Source organism: Flexithrix dorotheae DSM 6795 (assembly GCF_000379765.1).
GTDB classification, from domain to species: Bacteria; Bacteroidota; Bacteroidia; order Cytophagales; family Flammeovirgaceae; genus Flexithrix; species Flexithrix dorotheae.
Window position 1 is genome coordinate 142,792 of the sequence record NZ_KB903520.1, and the last position, 13,939, is coordinate 156,730.

Below are 13,939 nucleotides of genomic sequence, written 5' to 3' on the forward strand. Positions count from 1 at the left end.
TTAATTTTTTAATTTCAGATTGTTTAATATTTTGGCAATAGTTATTCTTTTTTGATTTTTAATGGCAGCTAAAAAAAATACTTACAGAAATTCCTACAAGAAAAAGAGGACAGAAAAATCGAAAGTTTCTTCCCCAGGGAAAAATATAAAATTTGACCTTGAATTTTTGGGTGACAGACGATTTAAAGTGAGTTTGGGATTATTGTTACTGTTTTTTTCTCTCTTTTTATTCCTATCTCTTTTGTCCTATATATTCACGGGAAAAGCCGACCAGAGTGTGGTGGAATCAACTGGGTTTGGAGCATTAATCGTTTCGGGAAAGGAAGTGCAGAATTGGCTGGGATTAGCAGGTGCTGGTCTTGCTCATTTATTTATATACCAATGGTTTGGGATTGCCTCAGTATTATTAGTTCCTCTGGTATTTGCTATGGGGTATAAAATTGTATTCAACAAAGAAATTATTCCTCTGGTAAAGTCCTCAAAAGTGATCCTTTTCCTAATGTTCTGGATTAGCTTATTATTTGGATACATTGTTCAGATTTCTGAAGAACCAGGTGCGCTTCACTTTCTTTGTGGTGGTATTGGATTGGGGGCAGCTGAAATTTTTGACAGCCTTGTAGGCTGGGGAACACTTTTCTTTTTGGTATTTTCTATGGGTGTATTTTCCATATACTTTATCAGAAAAGAAATTTTGGCCGACTTTCAGGAATCTATACAGGGTAAAAGAAGGACTAAGCCTGAGGAAAAAACAGAAGCGGAAATGGCCGATGACGAAGTTGATCAGGAGGATAAGGTGGAAGAAGATAATGGGATTGAGGCTGGCCAGGAAATGGCCCTTACCATTAAGCCTCCTACATTGCCATCTCAAATGAAAAAACAGAACACAGAGCCTGATTTTAGTGTAGAAGATAAAACACAAAGTGAGGATTTGGTGGTGGAAAGTAAGGAATTGGGACCTTCATTGGAAATTGAGAAAACCAATAAAAATGAAGGTGAGCAATTGGTAATTGAAGACATGGATCAATACGATCCAAAATTGGATTTAAGCCGTTACCAATACCCAAGTATTGAACTACTTAGTGATGGCGGAACTGGAAAAGTGAAAGTAACCACGGAGGAATTACAGTCCAATAAGGAGAAAATTGTAGAGACGCTAAGTAATTTTAAGATCAATATTTCTTCTATAAAAGCGACCATTGGGCCCACCGTAACTCTTTATGAAATTGTTCCTGAGGCAGGTGTGAAAATTTCCAGAATTAAAAACCTGGAAGATGATATTGCCTTAAGTCTGGCTGCATTGGGTATCAGAATTATTGCACCTATTCCCGGAAAAGGGACCATAGGTATTGAAGTACCAAATAAAAACCGGGAGACTGTATCTATCAAGTCTGTATTAGCGACTGGCAGGTTCATGAATTCCGGTAAGGAGTTGCCCATAGCCTTAGGGAAAACCATCTCCAATGAAGTATTTATTACGGATCTTACCAAAATGCCTCACCTATTAATGGCAGGTGCCACTGGTCAGGGTAAATCGGTTGGGTTGAATGTGATTCTTACTTCATTGCTGTATAAAAAACATCCTTCCCAGTTGAAGTTCGTTTTGGTGGACCCCAAAAAGGTGGAACTTAATCTTTTTAATAAGATAGAAAGACACTTTCTGGCCAGTTTACCGGATGCGGAGGATGCAATAGTAACAGATACCAGAAAGGTGGTAAATGTGCTGAATTCCCTTTGTATTGAGATGGATGTACGTTATAATCTGCTGAAAGAAGCAGGTTGCAGAAATTTAAAAGAGTATAACAGGAAATTTGTGAACCGGAAATTAAATCCGGAAAAAGGGCACAGATTTTTACCGTATATTGTTTTGGTAATAGATGAGCTTGCCGACCTGATGATGGTGGCGGGAAAAGAAGTGGAAATGCCTATTGCCAGATTGGCTCAATTAGCCAGGGCTATTGGAATACATTTAATAATCGCTACTCAAAGGCCTTCTGTGGATGTGATCACAGGTATTATCAAAGCTAATTTCCCGGCTAGGTTATCTTTTAAGGTAAGTTCCAAAATAGATTCCAGAACCATTTTGGATACAGGAGGTGCAGATCAGCTTATTGGGATGGGGGATATGCTCCTGTCCAATGGGTCGGAAATTATTCGTTTGCAGTGTGCTTTTGTAGATACAGATGAGGTTGAAAAAGTTTGCGCATTTATTGGTGATCAACAGGGTTATGATACTGCTTACTTATTGCCAGAGGCGGAGGATGAAAGTGCAGAGTCCAAAGCTCTGGATTTGAAATCTAGGGATGCCATGTTTGAAGAAGCGGCAAGGCTTATTGTGACCCACCAGCAGGGAAGTACTTCTTTGGTTCAAAGAAAATTAAGTTTAGGATATAACAGAGCTGGTAGAATTATTGATCAACTGGAAGCGGCTGGTATTGTCGGGCCTTTTGAAGGAAGTAAGGCCAGGCAGGTTTTGATTATGGATACGGAACATTTAGAGGAAATTCTGAGAAATATGCCCTAATTTTCCGAACAGATTCAATTTAGCTACGTATAAGAGATTCAAATAAAAATTTAACTACAGTGATGAAGATTTTAAAGATAAGTTTAAGTATTTTTTTAGGGATGGTAATGGCCCTTCCATTATTTGCCCAGCATGAAATTGAAGCAGAGGAGATTTTGTACAAGATGAGTGAAAAGTATAAACAAACTCCTGCTTTCAAAGCCAAATTCGTTTATGAATTAAGCAGTCCTGGCGAAAACATATCTGATAAATATGAAGGGGAAATCCTTGTGAAACAAAATAAGTATCACCTCACCCTGGGAAGCCAGGAAATCTTTAATAATGAAAAAAACGTCTGGACCTATTTGGTAGATGACAATGAAGTAACCATTACCGAGTATGAAAAAGACCCTGAGGATATTTCTCCTACAGACATGCCTGACCTTTATAAAGAAGGATACAAATACAGGTTTGTCAAAGAAACAAAAGTGGATAAAATTCCTTGTGAGGTAGTGGAACTGCAACCTGAAGATACAGATTTAAGTTATTTTAAAATACTGCTTACTATTGAAAAGGAAGATAAAACCCTGAGAAGCTGGAAAGTATTTTATAAAGATAACAGAACCACAGAGTATATGATTAAGGACTTCGCTCCACAAACTAATTTGAGTGATAATTTATTTGTGTTTCAAACAGAAAGACACCCAAATGTAGAAGTGGTGGATTTGAGATAAAATTTGATATCAATTTAAGAAAAGGTCCTGAATTTCTGAATTCAGGACCTTTTTTTTGCTTTTTTATTCTCCCTCAAGGATTAACTCTCCATTTTTTGTTCCGGAATAGGTTTCCCTAATGTTGTAAGTATTCTTGCTTTGAGATTCGTAATAAACCCGCATGACTACTTCTATAATTATTCCGAAGGTAATAAATTGAATTCCTCCCAAAACCAGGGTAATTCCTAATATTAAAAGTGGTCTTCCCCAAATGTCCTGTCCCATTAGTTTTAATACAAAGAAGTACAAATTGATAAGGGAACCTATACCAAGTGCGCCTAGTCCAATTGGGCCAAAAAGGTGAATAGGCCGCTGGAAATATTTTTGGAAAAAAACAATGAGCATTAAATCACTTATTACTTTCATGGTTCTCCCTAATCCATATTTGGATTGACCGTAAATTCTTGGATGGTGTTTGACATCCATTTCCATCATTTTTGCCCCCTGCAATTGTGCTAAAACAGGTATAAATCGGTGTAATTCTCCATAGAGCCCAAGGTTTTGAGCAATTTTTCTTTTAAATATTTTTAAGGTACATCCATAATCGTGCAGGTGAACATTAGTCAAAGTTCGGATAAATGCATTAGCAATTTTGCTGGGTATTTTCCTAAGCAACATTCCATCCTTTCTATTGGCTCTACGGCCTGCAACTACATCCCAGTTCCCACTTTTCAGCGTAGAAAGCATTTTAGGAATGTCATCAGGATCATTTTGTAAATCCCCATCCATGGTGACAATATATTTCCCCCTGGCATGTGCAATTCCGGCAGACATGGCCGTGGTTTGTCCATAGTTACGGTTTAAAACGAGCAGTCGGATATTGGGATTTGGGAAGGCTTTTATTCGTTCCACCGTTTCATCGGTTGAACCATCATCCACCAGAATAATTTCATGTTCAATATTCTGTAGTGAAACCTGAATTTTCTTAATCAATGGAACGACATTATCTTCTTCATTGAGAAGGGTAACCACAACTGAAATCACCATAGCAAAACTTTTTGGAAGTTTAAAAAGTCAAAGAAAATGTGTGATGGTGAAGTATGTACAAGGAATTGAGTTAATTTTTTGTCAAAAAAATAGCATTTGGTTTACATAAAATTAACCTTTAAATCTCCCCGTGTAATACTAATTTAAACAATATTTGCCAAAATTTCTGCAAAGCGGAATTTTGAATGACAAGATGTAAAAAGGGTTGGTTTATTGGTGAAAAGGATAATGAAAGCAATTGCATGAATAGGAAAGTTTTAATTCTTTTTGGGGTTTGCCTATTGTTATTTACGGCAAATATTTGGGATGTATCGGTTTACATTCTCGATGAATCTAAAAATGCTGCCTGCGCCAGGGAAATGATGGAATCGGGTAGTCCAATTGTACCAACTTTCAATTATGAATTGCGCACAGATAAACCTCCACTGCACTATTATTTTATGATGGCAGGCTATAGCATTTTTGGCAAAAATGAAATGGGTGCCCGAATTTTTTCTTCGCTAGCCGGAGTACTGGCCGTTTTTATGACTTTTTGGATTTCGCGAATTTTTCTTGGGGAAAAAAAGGCTTTCTATGCGGCTTTGGTTTTAGTTTCATCACTACAGCTGGCAGTACAATTTCATTTAGCGGTTCCCGATCCTTACTTAATATGTCTTTTTGTGTCGAGTTTATTTGTGTTTTTACTGGCTTATACCAAAAATTCTAAAAGTCATTTTTTCTTATTTTATGCTTTAATGGGACTTGCTGTGCTTACAAAAGGTCCAATGGCTATTGTTTTACCTGGAGGGATAATTTTTTTCTTCCTGATTTTAAAAAAAGATTTCAATTTCAAATCTATCCTTCGGATTCAATTATTTCCAGGTCTTTTAATTTTCTTTCTGGTGGTAATTCCCTGGTATTGGGCAGTAGGGGAAGCAACCGATTGGGAATGGCCCAGAGAATTCTTTCTGGTACATAATATTGGTCGGTTTACGGGGAAAATGGAAGGGCATGGAGGGCCATTTTTCCTGCCAACAGTATTTGTAATTGCCGGACTTTTGCCTTTTTCAGTTTTTATTTTTCAGGCCTTACATCTTGCCTGGAAAGATAGAAATAATGACTTAATTCTGTTTTCTATCATTGGTGCCGGAGTAGTGATTATTTTCTTTTCTATATCAAAAACCAAGCTTCCAAGCTATCCTGAGCCAAGTTTCCCTTTTTTGGCAATCCTGCTTGGAAATTTTATGGCAAAGCTGGATATCCCGGAATTTATCAAAAAATACAAAGCTAAAGCTAGTCTGATCGTATTGGGAGTTATTGCATTTTTGCTCCCTGTAGCAGTTTATATCGCATGGGGAGAGGAGGCAGATTTAAGGCCTTTTCAGCCACTTTCAGCTTTGTTGATAGGAATTCCCATTGGAACTGTTTGGGGAATAGTATTATTCAACCGGGGGAAAACCCAGCAAGCTTTTTTCTCAGTTTCCGGAGGGTTTGTAATAAGTGGTTTAATATTGTTTTATGCAATTTTTCCTAAACTTGATAACCTGAGTCCAATTAGGAATGGATTGGCAAAAATGGACCAATCAAAGGCAATTTTACATTACAGAAGTTATAATCCTGCCTTTTCATTTTATATCCATAAGGAAATTGAAAAATTAGGTTCTCCACAGGATGTGCAGAAAAGAATTGATGAAGGAGAAGAATTCTTTCTAATCTCAAGAAAAAACGATATCCATGACATTGAGAAAATAAATGAATTAGATAAGATTTTTGAGCAAAAGGATTTATTTGAATTGCCGTACACGGTTATCCTGCATTTCGATCCTAACAAACACTAATTATTTCCCTCTAATCGTGAAAAAGAGTTTTTAAATATGCTAAAGGTTTGAATTTCAGTACTGTAAGTTTCCGTTGTAATTATGGGACCTTTATTGATTTTGATTCTTCAAACTGTTTGATTTCCCAGGATTTTTCCAGATTAAAAGTGAAAAAGAAACCCTTGAGGGAAGCAAGGGCGGTAATGAAGAAAAAAAGCAGAGAAAAGGCAACCGCTAAAGATTGGTCTATTCCAACAAGTGCAGCACCTCCGAAAAAAACTAATTCTCTGGCTCCGGCTCCTCCCACAGAAATGGGTAAAACCGATACAGCTGATGAAATCAGAAAAAGACAAATAACCGGAATGTAGTTCTCATTAATTTCCAGGGCGAGCATCAGGCAAGTAGCAGCAACCACCTGGATGCCCTGAACTCCAAACGAAAGTAAAAGGGTCGGGGTAAATGCCTCCAAAAATGATTTAAAAATCATTTTAAATAAAAAATAAAAGGCCGGAATCCCCATAATTATTCCGGCCATTGCAAGGTATAAAATAAATTCAGGTAAATCTTCAAAAGGTTTTAGCAGATAAAATCCGGCACCAATAAAAATTAGTGCAAAAAGACCACTAAGCCGGTCGAGAAATGCGGCACTCAAAAGTGGTTTTACAGGTGTTTTTTGTTTTTTATTAATCAGGAAAATCTTGTAACCATCGCCTCCAATTCCTCCGGGAAGGAAGAGATTGTAAAACATTCCCACATAATATAATTTGAGGTTAAACATGGTAGTTGGGAAAAATCCGGCAATTTCATAAAACCGGGCTAGCCTAAAGGCAGAAACAATTTTGGAAAAATGATAACCTATCAGGGCGATGAAAAAAAAGCCGATATGTGCCTGAAAAATAGTTTCAGTCATTTCCCTAAAATCAAGCTTTCGAAAAACCAGTAAAAGTGCTGCTAATGAGAAAAGGGCTTTTAGAGTAAATTTAACCCAGGGCTTTTTCAAAAATCTTATCAAAATCTCAGACTTTATGCAGGTTGAAAGGAAGATTTTTAACCCAGGATTTTTCCATCTGCTATTTCGATTGTGCGATCTGCCATTTTTGCAAAATCGGGGTTATGGGTTACTATCACAAAGGTTTGTTTCATATCGTCCCTTAATTTGAAAAATAAATGGTGTAATTCTTCCGCATTTTTTGAATCGAGGTTTCCACTGGGTTCATCGGCAAAAACGATAGAAGGCTTGTTGATTAAAGATCTTGCTACGGCAGCTCTTTGCTGTTCTCCTCCCGACATGGCAGATGGCTTGTGGGCCTTTCTTTTAGAAATGTTAAGCAAGTCCATCAGATGCAGTGCATATTCCTCTGTTTTATCTTTTTCTTTACCGCCAATTAGGCCAGGCATGCAAACATTCTCAAAGGCGGTAAATTCCGGAAGCAAATTATGGAATTGGAAAATAAAACCGATATGTTGATTTCTGAATTTTGCCAGATCATCACCATTCAGGGAAGAGATTTCAGAGTTGTTGATACTAAGCTTTCCTGAATCTGGCTTATCGAGTGTCCCCAGAATATGTAGAAGTGTACTTTTTCCTGCTCCAGAGGCCCCCACAATTGATATTACTTCAGCTTCTTTTACTTCTAAATCTATTCCTTTTAAAACCTGAAGGCTCCCATAATCCTTTTTAATATTTTCTGCTTTTAACATGCCCGGGAAAGATAATTTATGTTTTTTGTCAATACCTAAATCAAATAAAAGCTGCTGACCCAAAGCAGGTTTGCTGTTAGTCACAGTTCCCGGCAAATATGAAAACCAAATCTGACAGGACAAAATTTAGCTTAAGATTTATAGCTGATATTTCTTCCCTAATGGCATTTAGTAAAGATAAAATAATAATAGCATCCGTTTTCTAATTGTTCTTTTTGCTCACTTTGTCTTTGCTTATTTGTTGGGTAACATTGCCATGTGCTTTAAAAAGGAATCGTCTTGTACAAAAATAAATGGGGAAAAGCTGGATTAGTTTTTTCAACTTTACAAGGTTATTTCTTTGAACCTTTGATGATGTTTAGGGTTTTGATTTTAAGGTTGCTCAATTGGGGCTCCATATTCGTGTTGTAGAACTTAAAACCTAAAATAAGGATGTCATCTAATTGTCCGGTATTTCCAGACCATTCTTCAAGCCTTTGTTGCAGCCTTTCTTTTTGAGTTTCAAACTTAAGTTGATGGATGTCCAGCAGGAGCTTTTTAAAATTCCCGATTTTAAATTTTTCCCCATGTTTGCTAAATTGGTTGGGGTATCCATCAGAAAAAAGATATACACAGGTTTCAGGGCTGAGTTTTATGGTGGAGTTGGTGAAGGAGACCTGCGCATGATTCATATTGATCCCTGCACTCGAAAAACTTCCTTTTATCTGATTAATTTTGCCATCTTCAATGTAAACTAAAGGCCTTCTGGCTCCTGAAAATTTCAGCTCATTATTTTGTTTGTTTATTCTGCAAATGGCTACATCAAGGGCATCTACAAGGCTGTTTTCCCCACCATGACGAAGTTCCTTAATTACTTTTTTGTTTAATTCATTCAGGATTTCCGCAGGGTCGTTCACTTGTTTTAAATCAATTATCTGGGTAAGGTATTCATAGCCGATAAGAGACATAAATGCTCCGGGAACTCCATTCCCGGTACAATCGACCAGAATAATAAAGATATAATTCTCATATTCTTTTACCCAGTAAAAATCGCTGCTTACCACTTCTTTGGGCTTGAAAAAAATAAATGAATCGGGGATACATCTGTTCACTTTTTCATCGGAAAACATGATGGCTTCCTGGATTTTTCGTGCATAATTAATACTATTTTGCACATTTTGGTTTACTTTCACCAGATCCTGATTTTTCCTGTCTATCTCTTCGAATGCCTTTTTTAGTTTCTTACTTTGTGCGTGAATTTCCGTTTTCTGTTCTTCAATTTCCTGAGTTCTCTGGCTAACTTTCCGCTGCAGTTTTTGTTGATTCTCCTTGAGTTTATTTACCCTCAATTTGTAATAAAAAAGCAACACAGAGATGGAAATCAGGATAAGTAAAGTCCAGAATATCCCTGTATGGTAAAATGGCTTGGTGATCAGGAAAGAAAACTCATTAGGATTTTCGTTGAAAATTCCAGCAGCATTGGAAGCCCTCACCTGAAGGGTGTATTTTCCCGGTTCTAAATTTGGGTAAATAGCCTTATTTGTTCTGGTGGCAGGTGACCAGTCCTTATCAAATCCCTGCAGTTTCCACTGATATTTTATCTTTTCAGGAATGCAATATCCAGTGGCTATAAAATCGAACTGCAGATGGTTTTCTTCATATGACAATTCCAGCGTCTGGTTTTTGGGAAGATTATTCCAGGTATTAATATTTTCAGCAAATTCCCCCCAATTCATTTCCTTAAAAAATAATTTGATCCCGGTAAAAGTAGTATGAACAGGCCGCTCGCTTAATATGGTAGCCTTGGGATTTAATTTTACAATTCCTTCTACAGTACCAAACCAAATGTTACCTAAAGAATCCTTGGCTACGGAATTATTACAGACTTCGAGTGGAAGAAAGCCTTCTGCTATTCCAAAAGATTTCACCTTAACATAGTCATTTTGAAGAATCAATAATTCATTTAATCCTCTGTCTGTGCCAATCCAGATATTACCACTGTCATCCTCTATAATGGAATAAATATTACTGGAATTTAAACTAAGGTCTTCAAATCCTATGGGTGTGCTATTTTCATCCGCATCTGGAATTTTCCAAATGCCATTTCCGGAGGTTCCAAACCAAATGTTTTTTCTACTATCAATCAGAATGGAATTGACTACATTGTTGGGGATATTTCCATGAATTCGGTTTAAATTTTTGAGGTTACCATTTTTTTCATAGATATAAATTCCATCTCCTTCAGTGGCCAGCCAGAGTCTCCCCAAATGATCTTCTTCTATAGCATTTACGTGTCTGCCATTGAGGGAATCTCTGTGGATAAGTGTCTTAAATTCTTCTCCATTATACACACTTACTCCATTAGTGCCTCCAAATAACAAGTCTCCGTTTTTCCTTTCAAAAGCAGTGGTGTAAAACTCATTTTCTTCTGTAGTTTTATTTAGTACTTTTTTAAATCGGTTTTCAGTAAATACATAAATAGCCGAAACTGCTCCAATGACAATATTTCCATTTTTATCACTTATCACAGGGCTGGGGGAGCTTTCCAATGCACGAGGCAAATTGGGGACATCTTTGAAAGTATTTCCCTGTAGTATATTTACGCCTTTTTCTGAACAGGACCATAAGGTTCCATCTTTGGAAAAGGCCAAAGACCATATTAAATTATCATTCAGTCCGTTGGTGGTATTGTAAGTGGTGAAGGCAAAGTTATTAAGCCTGAATAGTCCCCGGTTCGAGCAAAACCATAAGCCTCCGTCATGGTCTTCAGTTATGTCCAGAATTAAATCGGCTAATCCATTGTTTTCATTAATTACTTTCAATTCCTGATGGTCAAATACAAATGCGCCTGACTCTGTACCGAACCACATTTTTCCTTTGGAATCTTTAAAAATGGTATGGATTTTTTCCTGATCTAATTGGGGGAAAGGAGTAGCTTTTTCTTCTAAATATTCATTGAAATAACTTATTCCCAGGTTGGTACCCACCATTACATTCCCATTATCTTCCTGATAAATGCTATAAACCGTATTGCTTTTTAAGCCTTTGTGGTAGGAATAATGCCATAAATCTTTTCCATCCAGAATATATAGTCCCTGTGCATAGGTCCCGATCCAAATTTTCCCGGATTTGTCTATAAATAACTCAGATACGGTCAGGTCATACAGATTTTCATTGTTGAGGTAAACCACACCCTGATTTTCAATATATCCCAATCCATCGTCTTCATGATAGAACCATAGTTTTTTATCTTTCGAAAAAACCAGAGACCTGATTTTTACAGAATTGAAATCACTGGTGAGGTAATTTTCAAATCTTTGTCCATTGAAATTGGAAATTCCATTGGCTGTGGCAAACCAGATTTCCTCAGGATTTTGTTGATTGATGTCGAATATAAAACTGCTGGAAAGGCCATCTCTCTGGTTATAACTTTGGAAGGTATGCCCGTTAAATTTGCTAATTCCCCCTTCGTAGGTCCCTACCCACAGATTTTCATTAGAATCAATTGCCACAGTGAGACAATGATTTTGGGCTAATCCATCCTTACTCGAAAATTTTCGAATATTATAGTGCTGACCCTGAAGATGAGAACAGGTGATAAATGAGATGAATAAAGCTATTAAGTAGTAATTCAAAATTAATCGTGTATTATTTTGCCATAAAAGACTGATAGAGAGATTACTTTTTCTCAGAAATAATAGCAATTGTGCTTAGTTGAACCCTTTTTACTGTCAATGCATCAGGGAGTTTTAGTCAATAAAAATTTAAACAATAATCCTATAAACCTTGTCTTGATAAATAGGATTGACAAAAATCATTGGTATAAATAATCAGGTGAAACTATCTTTAAAAGATTTTTTTAAGGACTATAAATTTTGTAACAAGAGAAAAAATCTAAAATCAAAAAATCTATTACAATTTCACTTTAGTATGCTGATGGCCACAAGGCCAAAAACACAAGTATTAACGATTTAAAGCTTATTTAGTATAAAATGAATGTTGCTGATATCAGGAAAGATTATTCACTCCGGGAGTTGGATATTCTACATGTAGATAAGGATCCGATTGTACAATTTAATAACTGGATGAAGGAGGCTATTGGTTCTGAGTGTCTGGAACCAACTGCTATGGTATTGTCTACAGTTTCATCAGAAGGCAGGCCTTCCTCAAGAGTGATGTTGCTGAAAGGGGTGGAGGAAAAAAGTTTTGTGTTTTATACGAATTACAACAGTAGAAAAGGGAATGCTATAAAGGAAAATGCCTTTGTTTCCCTGAATTTTTTCTGGGCAGAGCTGGAAAGACAGGTACGGATTGAGGGAAAGGTGGAAAAAGTTTCTGCTTCTGTTTCTGATGAATACTTTAATTCCAGGCCGATTGGCAGCCGAATTGGAGCGCATGTTTCCCCGCAATCCCAGAAAATTCCTGACAGGCTGTTTTTGGAAGATATGGTGAAAACAAAAACCGAAGAATTTAAAAATAAGGAAGTAACCAGGCCGGAACATTGGGGTGGTTTTCGGGTAAATCCGGATAGAATAGAGTTTTGGCAGGGAAGACCAAGCAGGTTACATGATAGAATTCTATTTGAACTATCTCCAAATGGAGAGTGGGAAATCAGCAGGTTGGCTCCCTAAAAATGGCATATTTGAAGGTTTTAAAAGCGGCAGAGAATTTATTTTTATAAATTTTCTGCCTTTTTTTTATAATTGGATTTTTATAACTTGCCTGCCAGTTACTATCTAAAAACCCCGGCTAATTGAAATTTTTAGCCACCACTGCACACTCAACCAATACAGAAAAGCCTTTTCCGTACAACTATCAATTAATTATTTTACAACAATTATTAAAAACATCATGCATAAGCTAAACACTGTAATTTTATGTTTTATCGGGTTGTTCATCTTTTCCTGTTCTCAGCAGAAACAATCCGTTGTGGAGGAAGAAACGGCTTTAGAGCCATCTATGGAGTTGGCCGATAGTCTGGCCAAAAAATTTATCATTGTAGATGGCCATGTGGATTTGCCATTTCGACTGGTGACTCAAATGTTTCGGTTTAAAAAAATCCTGGAAGATGTTTCCCAAAGAACAGAAAAAGGAAATTTTGATTATGTAAGGGCCAAAGAAGGCGGACTTGATGCACCATTTATGTCTATCTATATTCCTTCCTCCAGGCAACTGAATGGCACCGCCAAATCGCTGGCCGATTCCTTAATTAACATTATTGAGGATATTACCACAAAACATCCGGATAAATTTGCCCTGGCCAAAACCCCAGAGGAAGTGGAGGAAAATTTTAAAAAAGGAATTATTTCCATGCCGATGGGGATGGAAAATGGTGCGCCTATCATGGACGATATCGCCAATGTGGGTTATTTCTATGAAAGGGGTATTCGTTATATCACGCTTACCCATAGCAAGGATAACCAGATTTGTGATTCCTCCTATGATTCTACATATAAATGGAATGGCCTGAGTCCTTTTGGGGAAGAAGTAGTGGCAGAAATGAACAATGTAGGGATTATGGTAGATGTTTCCCATATTTCAGATAGTGCCTTTTATGATGTGATGAAAATTACCAAAGCTCCGGTGATTGCTTCTCATTCTTCCTGCAGAAAGTATACGCCTGGTTTTCAGCGAAATATGAATGATGAAATGATTAAAGTGATGGGTGAAAACGGAGGCGTAATCCAGATTAATTTTGGATCAACTTTTATTGATGGAGAATTGCAGGCAAAATCAAAAGCCAATAGAGCCAAGGTGAGGGCTTATATGAAGGAAAATAACCTGGAGTACGGAGATTCTTTAGTGACGGCCTTTATAGCTGAAGTGAACAGTGAGAATCCTCCTTATTCTACCGTGCAGAAAGTGGCGGACCATATTGACCATGTAGTGAGTCTGGTTGGGGTAGATCATGTAGGCTTCGGTTCCGATTTTGATGGGGTAGGGGATTCCCTTCCAGTGGGATTAAAAGATGTTTCCCAATATCCAAATTTGATTTTCGAATTATTAAAAAGAGGATATTCCCCTGAGGATATTGAAAAAATCTGCTACAAAAATGTATTCAGGGTGTGGAAAGAAGTACAAAATGTTGCAGCAGCAAGCTAAAAATATTAACTTGAAGTAAAGAAAATCCCGAATTAAGTTTCGGGATTTTTTCAAAAGCACTTGACGAAACTAATTTTTTGAATTAGTATTGCAAACCAAAA

The 13,939-nt window shown here is 37.0% G+C and carries 9 protein-coding genes; 5 read left to right on the plus strand and 4 right to left on the minus strand.

Annotated features, from left to right (window positions below; all coding sequences use genetic code 11):
• The first annotated feature begins 61 nt into the window (after positions 1 to 61).
• Positions 62 to 2,521: an FtsK/SpoIIIE family DNA translocase gene (locus A3EM_RS0140135; RefSeq protein WP_020533889.1), complete on the plus strand. Its 2,460-nt coding sequence runs from the start codon at positions 62 to 64 to the stop codon at positions 2,519 to 2,521.
• 62 nt (positions 2,522 to 2,583) lie between these two features.
• Complete coding sequence (lolA1, locus tag A3EM_RS0140140; protein WP_020533890.1) at positions 2,584 to 3,234, plus strand: outer membrane lipoprotein periplasmic chaperone LolA1; 651 nt, start codon at positions 2,584 to 2,586, stop codon at positions 3,232 to 3,234.
• Positions 3,235 to 3,297: 63 nt separating this feature from the next.
• On the opposite strand, the gene A3EM_RS0140145 is transcribed toward lolA1, so the two are convergent.
• Positions 3,298 to 4,260, minus strand: coding sequence for a glycosyltransferase family 2 protein (locus A3EM_RS0140145; protein WP_020533891.1), 963 nt, complete (start codon positions 4,258 to 4,260; stop codon positions 3,298 to 3,300).
• Positions 4,261 to 4,502: 242 nt separating this feature from the next.
• On the opposite strand from A3EM_RS0140145, the gene A3EM_RS0140150 reads away from it, so the two are divergent.
• The gene (locus A3EM_RS0140150) at positions 4,503 to 6,077 is read left to right on the plus strand and encodes an ArnT family glycosyltransferase (RefSeq protein WP_026210892.1); all 1,575 of its coding nucleotides are present in this window, start codon (positions 4,503 to 4,505) and stop codon (positions 6,075 to 6,077) included.
• 79 nt (positions 6,078 to 6,156) lie between these two features.
• On the opposite strand, the gene A3EM_RS0140155 is transcribed toward A3EM_RS0140150, so the two are convergent.
• From A3EM_RS0140155 to A3EM_RS0140165, 3 genes are all read right to left on the minus strand, one after another.
• Complete coding sequence (locus A3EM_RS0140155; RefSeq protein ID WP_157638313.1) at positions 6,157 to 7,068, minus strand: lysylphosphatidylglycerol synthase domain-containing protein; 912 nt, start codon at positions 7,066 to 7,068, stop codon at positions 6,157 to 6,159.
• Positions 7,069 to 7,103: 35 nt separating this feature from the next.
• A complete protein-coding gene (locus A3EM_RS0140160) occupies positions 7,104 to 7,757 on the minus strand; it encodes an ABC transporter ATP-binding protein (protein WP_026210893.1) in 654 nt (217 codons plus the stop codon).
• 332 nt (positions 7,758 to 8,089) lie between these two features.
• The gene (locus A3EM_RS0140165; RefSeq protein ID WP_020533895.1) at positions 8,090 to 11,371 is read right to left on the minus strand and encodes a two-component regulator propeller domain-containing protein; all 3,282 of its coding nucleotides are present in this window, start codon (positions 11,369 to 11,371) and stop codon (positions 8,090 to 8,092) included.
• A 357-nt stretch (positions 11,372 to 11,728) separates the two neighbouring features.
• On the opposite strand from A3EM_RS0140165, the gene pdxH reads away from it, so the two are divergent.
• Positions 11,729 to 12,367, plus strand: a complete 639-nt coding sequence (gene pdxH / locus A3EM_RS0140170; protein ID WP_020533896.1) for a pyridoxamine 5'-phosphate oxidase — start codon at positions 11,729 to 11,731, stop codon at positions 12,365 to 12,367.
• 220 nt (positions 12,368 to 12,587) lie between these two features.
• Positions 12,588 to 13,838, plus strand: coding sequence for a dipeptidase (locus A3EM_RS0140175; protein WP_020533897.1), 1,251 nt, complete (start codon positions 12,588 to 12,590; stop codon positions 13,836 to 13,838).
• Positions 13,839 to 13,939: the final 101 nt, after the last annotated feature.

Excerpts from the sequence above, each read along its gene's own strand:
- A3EM_RS0140135 (WP_020533889.1), top strand. The coding sequence starts at position 62 with ATGGCAGCTAAAAAAAATACTTACAGAAATTCCTACAAGAAAAAGAGG.
- lolA1 (WP_020533890.1), top strand. The coding sequence starts at position 2,584 with ATGAAGATTTTAAAGATAAGTTTAAGTATTTTTTTAGGGATGGTAATG.
- A3EM_RS0140145 (WP_020533891.1), bottom strand. The coding sequence starts at position 4,260 with ATGGTGATTTCAGTTGTGGTTACCCTTCTCAATGAAGAAGATAATGTC.
- A3EM_RS0140150 (WP_026210892.1), top strand. The coding sequence starts at position 4,503 with ATGAATAGGAAAGTTTTAATTCTTTTTGGGGTTTGCCTATTGTTATTT.
- A3EM_RS0140160 (WP_026210893.1), bottom strand. The coding sequence starts at position 7,757 with ATGTTAAAAGCAGAAAATATTAAAAAGGATTATGGGAGCCTTCAGGTT.
- pdxH (WP_020533896.1), top strand. The coding sequence starts at position 11,729 with ATGAATGTTGCTGATATCAGGAAAGATTATTCACTCCGGGAGTTGGAT.
- A3EM_RS0140175 (WP_020533897.1), top strand. The coding sequence starts at position 12,588 with ATGCATAAGCTAAACACTGTAATTTTATGTTTTATCGGGTTGTTCATC.